10 protein-coding genes are annotated in these 11,990 nt (G+C 58.0%); 8 read left to right on the top strand and 2 right to left on the bottom strand.

Translation table 11 applies throughout. The features are described from left to right. Nucleotides 1-2: 2 nt before the first annotated feature. The 8 genes from ybgF to D1823_RS09720 all read left to right on the top strand — a co-directional run bounded on the left by ybgF (nucleotide 3) and on the right by D1823_RS09720 (nucleotide 8,854). Complete coding sequence (gene ybgF, locus D1823_RS09755) at nucleotides 3-827, top strand: tol-pal system protein YbgF (protein WP_117869732.1); 825 nt, start codon at nucleotides 3-5, stop codon at nucleotides 825-827. Beyond that, the gene (gene tilS, locus D1823_RS09750) at nucleotides 818-2,077 is read left to right on the top strand and encodes a tRNA lysidine(34) synthetase TilS (protein ID WP_371415270.1); all 1,260 of its coding nucleotides are present in this window, start codon (nucleotides 818-820) and stop codon (nucleotides 2,075-2,077) included. Before ybgF ends, tilS begins: the two co-directional genes overlap by 10 nt. Nucleotides 2,078-2,152: 75 nt before the next feature. Continuing rightward, a complete protein-coding gene (gene ftsH / locus D1823_RS09745) occupies nucleotides 2,153-4,072 on the top strand; it encodes an ATP-dependent zinc metalloprotease FtsH (protein WP_117869730.1) in 1,920 nt (639 codons plus the stop codon). Between the two features lie 101 nt (nucleotides 4,073-4,173). Continuing rightward, nucleotides 4,174-4,770, top strand: coding sequence for an MOSC domain-containing protein (locus tag D1823_RS09740; protein WP_117869729.1), 597 nt, complete (start codon nucleotides 4,174-4,176; stop codon nucleotides 4,768-4,770). A 144-nt stretch (nucleotides 4,771-4,914) separates the two neighbouring features. Then, nucleotides 4,915-6,591, top strand: a complete 1,677-nt coding sequence (locus D1823_RS09735) for a formate--tetrahydrofolate ligase (RefSeq protein ID WP_117869728.1) — start codon at nucleotides 4,915-4,917, stop codon at nucleotides 6,589-6,591. Nucleotides 6,592-6,651: 60 nt separating this feature from the next. Further along, nucleotides 6,652-6,957 carry a chorismate mutase gene (locus tag D1823_RS09730; RefSeq protein WP_117869727.1) on the top strand — a complete coding sequence of 102 codons (306 nt, stop codon included), beginning with the start codon at nucleotides 6,652-6,654 and terminating at the stop codon, nucleotides 6,955-6,957. 53 nt (nucleotides 6,958-7,010) lie between these two features. Then, nucleotides 7,011-7,901 carry a bifunctional methylenetetrahydrofolate dehydrogenase/methenyltetrahydrofolate cyclohydrolase FolD gene (gene folD, locus D1823_RS09725; RefSeq protein ID WP_117869726.1) on the top strand — a complete coding sequence of 297 codons (891 nt, stop codon included), beginning with the start codon at nucleotides 7,011-7,013 and terminating at the stop codon, nucleotides 7,899-7,901. Nucleotides 7,902-8,107: 206 nt separating this feature from the next. After that, nucleotides 8,108-8,854, top strand: a complete 747-nt coding sequence (locus D1823_RS09720; protein ID WP_117869725.1) for a LytTR family DNA-binding domain-containing protein — start codon at nucleotides 8,108-8,110, stop codon at nucleotides 8,852-8,854. A 2-nt stretch (nucleotides 8,855-8,856) separates the two neighbouring features. Here D1823_RS09720 and pdeM read toward each other — a convergent pair whose 3' ends face one another. Both pdeM and D1823_RS09710 read right to left on the bottom strand, forming a co-directional pair. Continuing rightward, a complete protein-coding gene (pdeM, locus tag D1823_RS09715; RefSeq protein ID WP_117872823.1) occupies nucleotides 8,857-9,519 on the bottom strand; it encodes a ligase-associated DNA damage response endonuclease PdeM in 663 nt (220 codons plus the stop codon). 41 nt (nucleotides 9,520-9,560) lie between these two features. Continuing rightward, nucleotides 9,561-11,972 carry a ligase-associated DNA damage response DEXH box helicase gene (locus D1823_RS09710; protein ID WP_117869724.1) on the bottom strand — a complete coding sequence of 804 codons (2,412 nt, stop codon included), beginning with the start codon at nucleotides 11,970-11,972 and terminating at the stop codon, nucleotides 9,561-9,563. Between the last annotated feature and the right edge of the window lie 18 nt (nucleotides 11,973-11,990).

The following is an 11,990-nucleotide window of genomic DNA, read 5'->3' as shown; positions in this document are numbered from 1 at the left end:
CAATGCGTATTGCAGGATGGGTATTGGCGGCGGTCATGGCGACGACCGGTGTTGCACAGGCACAAGATCAACAGACCTTGGCTGACATACGCCAGGAACTGACGGTGCTGTACGTGGAAATTCAGCGTCTGAAGCGCGAGTTTTCCACCACAGGATCCCCCGCGCCAAACTTGTCCGGCAGTTCGATTCTTGAGCGCGTCGACGCAATAGAGGCCGAATTGCAGCGCCTGACCCGTCAGACCGAACAGCTTAACCAGCGGGTGCAGAGCATTGTCTCCGATGGCACCAATCGCATCGGGGATCTGGAATTTCGTCTGTGCGAGTTGGAGGCAAATTGCGAGATATCGGGTGAGCCGACGAGCACGCTGGGTGGAGATGGCACGGATGCTGGTACAGCTGCAATCACGCCTGCCACACCACCTGAATCAGATCAGGGTGAACTTGCTGTAGGTGAACGGGCGGATTTCGACGCGGCATCGCAAGCGCTGGCCGAAGGCGACTATCAGACCGCTGCCACCTTGTTTGCGCAGTTTGAAACAAGCTATCCCGGCAGCCCTCTTGCCCCTGAAGCTAATCTGAAAAGAGGTCATGCGCTTGAAGGCCTTGGCGACACCCGCGAAGCCGCGCGTGCGTTCTTGGCTAGCTTTACCGGAGATTCCGAAGGTCCGTTAGCCCCCGAGGCCCTCTATGAGTTGGGCGCGGCGCTGGGGCGTCTGGGGCAGACCGATCAGGCTTGCATCACGCTCAATGAAGTTGGCGTGCGCTTTCCATCCGCACCCGCGTTCGCGAATGCCACGCAAGAGATGTCTGCGCTGGGGTGTTCTTGAGACGACACAGCGAAAACCTGCTTGCAGAGCTTCGCGCCCGGCTTCCCGAAAGGCTTCCGCGCAAACTGGGGGTAGCGGTATCAGGTGGTGGGGATTCTGTCGCGCTGATGCATCTCTTGCATGAGATCGCTCAAACCGAAACGACCACCGTTTTTGTTGCCACGGTCGATCATGGTTTGCGCCCCGAGGCCAGGCAGGAGGCCGAGGCCGTGTCCCGCCAGGCCGCTGCATTGGGGATGGCTCATGATACTTTGCATTGGGCGGGTTGGGACGGCGCTGGCAACTTGCAGGATCATGCGCGTCAGGCTCGTTACAAATTGCTCGCCGACTGGACGCGGGAGCGCGGAATAGACGCCATGGCGTTGGGGCATACAGCAGATGATCAGGCGGAAACGTTGTTGATGCGCCTGGGTCGATCATCAGGTGTCACGGGTCTGTCCGGCATGTCCGCAAGTCGGCAACTGGAAGGGCTGACATTACTGCGACCTATGCTGGGGATCACCCGAAAGGACCTGCGAGCCTACCTGGCCGGTATCGGCGCATCGTGGGTCGAAGATCCGTCGAATCAGGACACACGTTTCGACCGCATCAAAGCCCGAGAAGCCCTATGTGGCCTCAAACCATTGGGAATTGACGCGCTTTCACTGTCTCGAGTGGCCGACAATCTGGCGCAGGCACATGCAGCCCTGGGTGTGTTTGCGCAGGAATCCGCACGGAATGTAGCCCAGGTTGAGCAAGGTGATGTGAAGGTGGACAGGGCCGGGTTTGCCGCATTGCCCAAAGAAATCCGACGCCGCGTGTTGGTTAGAAGCCTCGCCTGGATCGCAGGGCAGGGATACCCCCCGCGTCAGGCTGCGGTCGAGCAGGCGATGGAGGCCATGACCGACGGGCGGCCTGGATCGGTCGGTGGGTGTCTGTTGGTCCCCAAGGGCAATAGTGTTTGGATTTGCAGGGAATTTAGGACCGTGGAGGCTCAGGTATCAGCATCCGACGAAGTATGGGATGGTAAATGGGTCTTGAGCGGACCCGAAATATCCGGTGCCGAGATCCGTGCTTTGGGTGAAGATGGGCTGCGACAGGTGCCCGATTGGCGCGAAACAGGCCGCCCCAGACTTGCCTTGAGCGCGACGCCTGCTGTCTGGAAAGGGGAAACGGTGCTGGCTGCTCCGCTTGCGGGATTCGCGAACGGATGGCGCGCGGACACGTCACCAGAATGGCCCGAGTTCTACGCATCTTTTTTATCGCATTGAACATACCACAATCCTCTCTATTTTAAGAGGTAACTTGGCAGCTCCTCACCTGCCGGAACTTTTGGGAGAATTTCCTTGGGCAACGCTCGCAATATCGCGTTTTGGGTCGTTCTGTTCTTGCTCATCCTTGCACTGTTCAATCTGTTCAGTGGACCGGGCGGAACGCTTCAGAGCAATGAGAGAACTTATTCCGACTTTGTCGGCGCCGTGCAAGGCGGCGAAGTCAAGAACGTGACGTTGGATGGCGAGCAGATTCGCTATACCACAGAAAGCGGTGCGACTTATGTCACGATCAAACCCGGCGATGCCGAAGTCACCAAGCTTTTGATTGATGAGAACATCCCGGTTCAGGCGGTCAAGCAACAACAGTCTGGCTTCCAGTCGTTCCTGATCACGCTCTTGCCGTTCCTGTTGCTGATCGGTGTCTGGGTATATTTCATGAACCGGATGCAAGGCGGTGGCAAAGGCGGCGCGATGGGCTTTGGAAAATCCAAGGCTAAGATGCTGACCGAGAAGCATGGTCGCGTGACCTTTGATGACGTCGCAGGAATCGACGAGGCCAAGGAAGAACTGGAAGAGATCGTAGAATTCCTGCGCAATCCGCAGAAATTCAGCCGGCTTGGCGGCAAGATCCCGAAAGGTGCTCTGCTGGTGGGACCACCGGGGACGGGTAAGACATTGCTGGCCCGTGCCATCGCGGGTGAGGCGGGCGTTCCGTTCTTCACCATTTCGGGGTCCGACTTTGTCGAGATGTTCGTAGGTGTCGGTGCATCCCGTGTCCGCGATATGTTCGAACAGGCCAAGAAGAACGCGCCCTGCATTGTGTTCATCGACGAGATTGACGCCGTTGGCCGCCATCGTGGTGCCGGTTACGGCGGTGGTAACGACGAACGCGAACAGACCCTTAACCAGTTGCTGGTCGAGATGGACGGATTTGAAGCCAACGAAGGTGTGATCATTCTGGCGGCCACCAACCGCAAGGACGTACTGGACCCGGCCTTGCTGCGTCCGGGCCGGTTCGACCGCAACGTCACCGTTGGCAATCCTGACATTAAAGGCCGCGAAAAGATTTTGGGCGTACATGCCCGCAAGACACCTCTGGGCCCCGATGTCGATCTGCGCATCATTGCGCGCGGGACACCGGGTTTCTCGGGTGCTGATCTGGCAAACCTCGTGAACGAGGCCGCGTTGATGGCCGCCCGCGTAGGCCGTCGCTTTGTAACCATGGAGGACTTTGAGAACGCCAAGGACAAGGTGATGATGGGCGCCGAGCGCCGCTCGATGGTGCTGACCCAGGATCAGAAGGAAAAGACCGCCTATCACGAGGCCGGACACGCCGTTGTCGGCCTGAGTCTGCCGCTGTGTGATCCGGTCTATAAGGCGACGATCATCCCGCGCGGTGGCGCGTTGGGTATGGTTGTATCGCTGCCAGAAATGGACCGTCTGAACTATCACCGTGATGAATGTGAGCAAAAGCTGGCTATGACCATGGCCGGGAAAGCCGCGGAAGTGATCAAATATGGTGAAGATCATGTGTCGAACGGCCCGGCCGGGGACATCATGCAGGCCAGCCAGTTGGCGCGCGCCATGGTGATGCGCTGGGGTATGTCTGACAAGGTTGGCAATATCGACTATGCCGAAGCGCATGAGGGATATCAGGGCAATACTGCCGGGTTCTCGGTCTCTGCCCATACCAAAGAACTGATCGAGGAAGAGGTGAAACGCCTGATCCAGCAAGGATACGAGCGGGCGCACCAGATTCTGACCGAAAAGAACGAAGAATGGGAGCGTCTTGCGCAGGGCCTGCTTGAGTATGAAACCCTGACTGGGGATGAGATCAAACGCGTAATGAATGGCGAGTCACCCAGCGAGGATGATGATGAAGGCGACAAGCCTGATGAAGGCAGCGCGCCCAGTGTCACGGCCATTCCTAAGACAAAGGCCAAGAAGTCTCCTCCCGATGATGGCGGGATGGAGCCTGAACCCACTGCATAGTCAAAAGAAACAGACCCGGGGCACGCTCCGGGTCTTTTCTCTTTTCATCAGGGTTTTGCCGGGCATTATGCGCGCAAGCAAAAGGACGAAAAGGGAAGGCTATGCCGTTTCTACGGGAAACCGAGTATACTGCTGAAGTAATCTGGCTTGGCCATGTTCCTACGGGAAAATCCCTGCGAGCTGATGCCGTTGATACGCTTGATCTGGGCTTCGACGGCGTAAAGGACGAGCGCCACGAGGGGCTTAATCGCGCGTCATGTGTCAGGGTCTCAAATCTCTATCCGAAAGGCACCGAAATTCGCAATGTGCGTCAGCTTTCGGTTCTCTCTGCCGAGGAGTTGCGGCAAATTGCGCAGGACATGGGGTTGGACCAGCTTGATCCGTCTTACCTTGGGGCGTCCATTGTGCTGCTTGGGATCCCGGATCTCTCACATATTCCGCCGTCTTCACGTCTTCAGGCAAAAAGTGGGATGACGATAACAGTAGACATGGAAAACGCCCCATGTGTTCTGCCTGGGCGCGAGGTTGAAGCGGATCACCCTGGGTATGGCCCGGCTTTCAAACCTGCGGCGGCCGGACGTCGGGGCATCACTGGATGGGTAGAGCGACCTGGACGCATTCAACTTGGGGATCGGCTAAAGCTGTTTGTTCCGGATCAACCTGCCTGGGCTTACGAAAACGGGCTTGTTTCCGATTAGAAACCCCTGAACCGAACTTACGACGCTTCACGACGCCAGAATGTCGGAATCCATGGCTATTGAAATTGTACACAAGGGTATGGAATGCACAGCGCCGACGCCCTGCGTCGGCTTTGCACGGTATTCAATCAAGGACCCCGGCCAATGAGCTACAAATCCGATATCGAAATCGCCCGCGAAGCGAACAAAAAGCCGATTCAGGAAATCGGTGCCAAGATCGGCATCGACTCTGCGGATCTGCTGCCTTACGGCCATGATAAGGCAAAAGTCAGCCAGGACTTCATCAACTCGGTGCAGGACCGCGAAGATGGCAAACTGATCCTGGTCACTGCGATCAACCCGACCCCGGCAGGTGAAGGCAAGACCACTACCACCGTTGGACTTGGTGACGGTCTGAACCGTATCGGCAAAAACGCGATGATCTGTATCCGCGAAGCCTCGTTGGGCCCGAACTTCGGCATGAAGGGCGGCGCTGCTGGTGGCGGCTACGCGCAGGTTGTTCCGATGGAAGAGATGAACCTGCACTTCACCGGTGACTTCCACGCGATTACGTCGGCGCATTCGCTGCTGTCGGCGATGATCGACAACCATATCTACTGGGGTAACGAGTGCGAGATTGATATCCGCCGCGTTGCATGGCGTCGCGTGGTCGACATGAATGATCGGGCGCTGCGTCAGATCACTGCATCTTTGGGCGGAGTTTCGAACGGTTTCCCGCGCGAAACCGGCTTTGACATCACCGTGGCGTCGGAAGTCATGGCGATCCTCTGCCTCGCCAACGACCTGAAGGATCTCGAGAAGCGCCTGGGTGACATCATTGTTGCCTACCGTCGCGACAAGACCCCGGTCTATTGCCGCGACATCAAGGCCGAAGGCGCGATGACCGTTCTGCTGAAGGACGCAATGCAGCCCAACCTGGTGCAGACGCTGGAAAACAACCCGGCATTTGTTCACGGTGGCCCGTTCGCGAACATCGCACATGGCTGTAACTCGGTCATCGCGACCAAAACCGCTCTGAAAGTCGCCGACTACGTCGTGACCGAAGCGGGTTTTGGTGCCGATTTGGGCGCTGAGAAGTTCATGAACATCAAATGTCGCAAGGCGGGCATTGCCCCGTCGGCAGTTGTTCTGGTTGCGACCGTGCGCGCGATGAAGATGAACGGCGGCGTTGCCAAGGCTGATCTGGGTGCGGAAAACGTCGATGCGGTTCAGTCGGGCTGTGCCAACCTGGGCCGTCATATCGAAAACGTAAAGTCGTTCGGTGTGCCGGTTGTTGTCGCAATTAACCACTTCGTTACCGATACGGATGCCGAGGTTCAGGCCGTTAAGGACTATTGTGGCGAGCACGGCGTCGAGGCTGTTCTGTCGCGTCACTGGGAACTGGGTTCCGAAGGGTCTGCCCCGTTGGCAGAGAAAGTTGTCGAAATCGTCGAAGGCAGCACCGCGAACTTTGCACCGATCTACCCCGACGAAATGCCTCTGTTCGAGAAAATCGAAACCATTGCCAAGCGTATCTATCGCGCTGACGAGGTTCTGGCCGACAACAAGATCCGCAACCAGCTGCGCGAGTGGGAAGAGGCGGGATATGGCAACCTGCCGGTCTGCATGGCCAAGACGCAGTATTCCTTCTCGACCGACCCGACGCTGCGCGGTGCGCCCACCGGCCATTCGGTTCCGGTGCGTGAAGTTCGCCTGTCCGCAGGCGCCGGTTTCATCGTGGTTGTCTGCGGCGAGATCATGACCATGCCCGGTCTGCCTCGCAAGCCGGCCGCTGAAACCATCTGCCTCAATGACGCAGGTGAGATCGAGGGCTTGTTCTAAGCTGCTGAATAAGACATCTCGTGGTCCGGGGATTCATTCCCGGGCCATGAGGAGATGACGATGCCCACTCTGACACCGCCCCAGAACTGTAACACGATGCAGGACCTGCGGGCCGAGATCGACAAGCTGGATCGCCAACTGATCGAAATGTTGGTGACACGCGCGAGTTATATTGACCGCGCGTCGCAGCTGAAGCCGGGCGAGGGCCTTCCTGCCCGTATCCCGGAACGCGTCGAAGAGGTGGTGCAACGCGTGCGTGCAAACTCGGACGCGCTGGGGATGGACCCGGATCTGGCCGAGAAGCTATGGCGCATATTGATTGACTGGTCGATTGCACGCGAAGAGCGCGTGATTGGCACCGACTGACTGACCGGGCGCTTTGTGCGCCCGATCCGTTTTTTGAAAGAAGGGATCAAAACATGGTAGCTCAGGTTATCGACGGTAAGGCCTTTGCCGCAAAAGTGCGCGCACAAGTGGCCGATCAGGTCGCAAAGCTGAAAGAGGAAAACGGCATCACCCCCGGCCTGGCCGTGGTTCTTGTGGGCGAAGACCCTGCCAGCCAGGTCTATGTCCGCTCGAAGGGCAAAATGACTGTTGAAGTCGGTATGAATTCGTACGAGCACAAACTGGACGCAGCGACGTCGGAAGAAGATCTGCTGGCGCTGATCGACAAGCTGAACAACGACCCCGCCGTGCATGGCATTCTGGTCCAGTTGCCGCTGCCTAAGCACCTGAATGAAGATCTGGTGATCAATTCTATCGACCCGGCCAAAGACGTCGACGGGTTCCATATCTCGAACGTGGGCCTGCTGGGCACCGGTCAGAAGTCGATGGTGCCCTGCACCCCGCTGGGCTGCCTGATGATGCTGCGTGACCACCACGGCTCGCTTTCCGGCATGGACGCGGTTGTGATTGGCCGCTCGAACATTGTGGGCAAACCGATGGCGCAACTGCTGCTGGGCGATAGCTGCACCGTGACGATCGCGCATTCGCGCACCAAGGATCTGCCGGATGTCGTGCGCCGTGCCGATATCGTCGTGGCCGCCGTGGGCCGTCCGGAAATGGTGCCGGGTGACTGGATCAAGGAAGGCGCGACCGTGATCGACGTAGGCATCAACCGCATCGAGCGTGACGGAAAGAACAAGCTTGTCGGTGACGTGGACTATGCCAGCGCGTCCGAGCGTGCTGGCGCGATCACTCCGGTTCCGGGTGGCGTAGGCCCGATGACCATTGCCTGCCTGCTGGCCAACACGTTGACTGCGTGCTGCCGTGCCAATGCTCTGCCCGAACCAGAAGGTTTGACGGCATAAAGCAATCTGGTCGGGTCGATCCATTCGGCCCGACAAACCCCTTGGTTGCGCTGGACAAACACTGGACGCCACGGCCATTTTGTTCCAAATGGGTTTGACAGCTTTAAAATTCGTGATATCCCTGTATTCCCAGCCAGTTACAGGTAAGGTGCATCAGTGCTCGACGTGCTCAGGTTGATTTTTATTAAATCGTGCACAAAAGCGGTATGACGTCCAAGATTGACACTATTCGGAAAGCATTTACCCCACAGCGGGTGATGGCGGGTCTCGTCTTTCTTCCTTTGCTTGCCTATGCGTTTCCGCCGTTTCTGGTTGCTGATCTGACCTTTGGATTGCGACTTCTTTTCTGGACCGGGGTGATGGTCCTTGCCTTGACTGTCACCGGGGTGGCGCGAAAGCTGATGCAGAAAAACCCTGTATTTTTGAATGTTCCTGCCCGTGATGTGGCATTTGCCGCTTTAATTCTGGTCTTGTTCACACCGTCCCTTTGGATGTTGGCTTGGGTTCTTTTCACCTGCGGTGGTCACATGGCACCAGGTGCCCAGACAGTAGCAGTCTATGGGGTCCTGTTCGCGACTGGTTTGGTTCTTGTGCAGCGCGGTGACCTAAATACTTCGATGGACTCTGCGCCTGAGATCGAGAAGCCGCGCCTTGTCAGACGCTTGCCACCCAATTTCGACGGTCAAATCCATCGTCTGACGGTCAGGGATCACAATGTGGATGTTGTGACCTCGGAAGGCACGTTCACAGTCCGCTCGCGCTTTACGGATGCAATTGCCGAGATGGAGCCGGTTCCCGGACACTGTTCGCACCGTTCACATTGGGTGGTGGATGCGTCCATCGTTTGCGTTGAAAAATCAGGCGGTAAAACCTTTTTGCGCCTGATGAACGACGACCTGGTTCCGGTGAGCCGCAAGTACAAACCCATGTTGGAAGAAGACGGGTTGATCTGAATTTACCGCGGCATTGGAATCATGCGCGGTTGCGGACCGGTCAGAATGGCCATTGCATCCGCGTCCATGAGATCTGCCAGTGCCTGATCCGAACTGCGCAACCCCCCGGTATAAGTACCGTAGGCAGGCAGGATCAGCCGATTGCTGTCCAGCAAGAAGGCGGGTCGTGAGATGTGCCTGCCTTTCGTCCGAATCCGAGCTTTTGGATGAAAATGGCCTGAAACCTCGCCTTGTGGCCGACTTTGAGCGATATGGCGAAAGATAAGCGGGCCACACTGCCATTCGACCAAATGAGAGCCGCCCATCTCGATCGGGCCTGGATCGTGATTTCCTTCGATCCAGATCCACTGGCGCCCGGCCTGCAACGTTGCAATCCTCAACCCTTCGGCGCCGGGTAGAGCCCGGGCGGCTTCAAGATCGTCGAAACTGTCACCCAGGCAGATGACGGTTTCAGCGTTGGTGTGTTCCAGATCGCGCGCCAGCCGATCAAGCGTTTCGCGACTGTCATAAGGCGGAAGCGTCGCCCCGCCTCGACGGGCCATGCGTTCGGATTTCCCCAGATGCAAATCCGAGACACAGAGCAGTCGCCGCTCCGGCCACCATAATGCGCCAGATGGCAACGCATCGAGCCGCTGACCGGCAAAGAAAAACTTGCACACGTTCATGATACGTTCTTGAACTGTTTGCGGATGTTGCGCAAGGGGGATCAAAGCTGGTCCAACCCGGCGGTCTCAAGCAGGCGCGCGCTTTCTTCTGCAAGCAGCCTTTCCTCGGCTGCACCTTTGACAGGCACCTTTCCAACTTCAAGAAACAGCGGCGCGGCAAGTGGGGAAACGTGGTCCAGACGCAGCAGGTCGATGCGGTCTCCGATGCGGGCCAGCATCGCCTCGATACGACCGAAGTCAACCAGCCCGCGCATGGCTTCTTCGCGAGTGATCTGCATCAACAGATGATCGGGATCATATTTCAGTAGTGTGTCATAGAGAATATCCGACGAAAATGTGGCTTGCCGTCCGCTTTTGCGTTGCCCGCCCGTGTTGCGTTCGATCAGACCGGCAATTGTTGCCGACGCGCGAAAGGTACGCTTCATAACCGCGTTGCCTGCCAGCCAGGTGTCCAGCCCCTCACGCAGCGCTTCGGGTTGAAACAAAGGGCGAGGGTCAGTGACTGCGTCCAGCCCCCAAATCAGCGTGGCATAGTCTGTGGCTACAAACCCCAACGGGGCCAAACCGGTTTCCTCCATTCGCTTTGTCAGCAGCAGGCCCAATGTCTGTTGCGCGTTGCGCCCGGCGAAACCGTAAACGCACAGATGCTCCCGCCCGTCACTTGGAAAGCTTTCGATCAGCAAACGATCGCGCTGAGGCAGGCGAGACACTTGGCGCTGTAAGTCCAACCAATCAGCCGTGTGTGAAGGCAGGTGCGGCCAGTCAGTTTGGGCGAACATGCGCAGAATGCGGTCACTGAGTTGCGTGGAGGTTGCAAACTTCGTACCCGAGAAGGTCGCGATCTTTGGTTTGCGATCTGCGCGACGGCTGACTTCGACCACCATTTCGCGCAGGCCCTCATAGCGCACGATCTGCCCACCGATCAGGAAGGTATCGCCGGGGGTCAGCGAGGCAGCAAAGGCTTCTTCAACTTCTCCCAACGGTTTTCCACCACGGCTGCGCTTCAGGCGTACCTTCAGGGTGTCGGTATCCTGAATCGTGCCCAAGTTCATGCGAATGCGTGACGTTGCGCGAGGATCGCGCAATTGCCATTGCCCGTCGGCACGCTGCTGCAATCTTTGCCAGCGATCATAGGCGCGCAAGGCGTAACCCCCGGTGGCACAGAAATCCAGACAGGCGTCAAACTCGGGTCGCGTCAACTGCGCAAAAGGCCCGGCGGATGTCATCTCAGCATAAAGGTCATCGGCGTCAAAAGGCCCGGCGCAGGCCGCAATCAGAATGTGCTGGCACAACACATCGCGAGGGCCGGGGCCTCGGGGTTCCCCGTCCAGGTCATGAGCCTTGGCAGCCTCGAGCGCTGCAATGCATTCGACAACTTCAAACCGGTTAGCAGGCACCAGTATTGCCTTGGAAGGCGCGTTATAGCGGTGGTTGGCTCGTCCAATCCTTTGCACCAGCCGTTTGACGTTCTTGGGCGCACCGATCTGAATCACCAGATCGACATCGCCCCAATCAATGCCCAGATCCAGCGAGCCGGTGCAGACTATAGCACGCAAGTCGCCACGCACCATCGCTGCCTCGACCCGCTCGCGTTGCTGTCGGTCAAGACTGCCATGATGGACACCGATGGGCAGGCCGTCGTCATTTGCCAACCACAGATTGTGAAAGTAGATCTCGGCCTGCGCGCGGGTGTTGTGAAAGATCAGCGTGGTCTTGTGCCGCCGGATTTGTTCCAACACTGCCGGAATCGAATAAGCCGCACCGCCGCCGGACCAGGGCGGCATTTCGGTTGTTTCCAGCATGTGTATGTCCGGGTCCGGGCCGGGGTCGGCCTGCACGATCCGGCAGGGGTCCGGGTGGCGCGCCAGAAAGTGGGCAATCGCTGCGGGGTCTTCGACCGTGGCTGACAAACCAACACGGCGCAGATCCGGGTTGAGACGCTGAAGACGCGCCAGGGCCAGTATCAGTTGATCGCCGCGCTTGCTTTCCGCCAGCGCGTGGATTTCGTCGACGATGATCCGTTGCACGCCGTCGAACATGCGCGGCGAATCTTCGTAAGAGGTCAGCAGCGCCAGACTTTCGGGTGTGGTCAGCAGGATATGGGGCGGGTTGGCCCTTTGGCGTTTCTTCTGTGTGGCTGAGGTGTCCCCGGTGCGATCCTCGATCCGAATAGGCAGGCCGATCTCGTCCACCGGGGTGCGCAGGTTACGTTTGATATCAGCTGCCAGGGCCTTCAGGGGAGAGACATAGATCGTGTGCAATCCGCCATGGCCACCGTCGGCCAGCTCTGACAGGGAAGGTAGAAAACCGGCCATGGTCTTGCCGCCACCGGTTGGGGCGATCAGCAAGGTTGACGGGTCCTTCGCCCGATCGAACATCTCTTGCTGATGTGGGTGGATGGACCAGCCTTTGGTGGAAAACCACGTATCAATCCGAGCGGGAATCTGCGTCATGGTCACAGATTACCCGCC

The organism is Ruegeria sp. AD91A (assembly GCF_003443535.1).
Taxonomy (GTDB): Bacteria; Pseudomonadota; Alphaproteobacteria; order Rhodobacterales; family Rhodobacteraceae; genus Ruegeria.
This window is presented reverse-complemented; position numbering and strand designations above follow the sequence as displayed.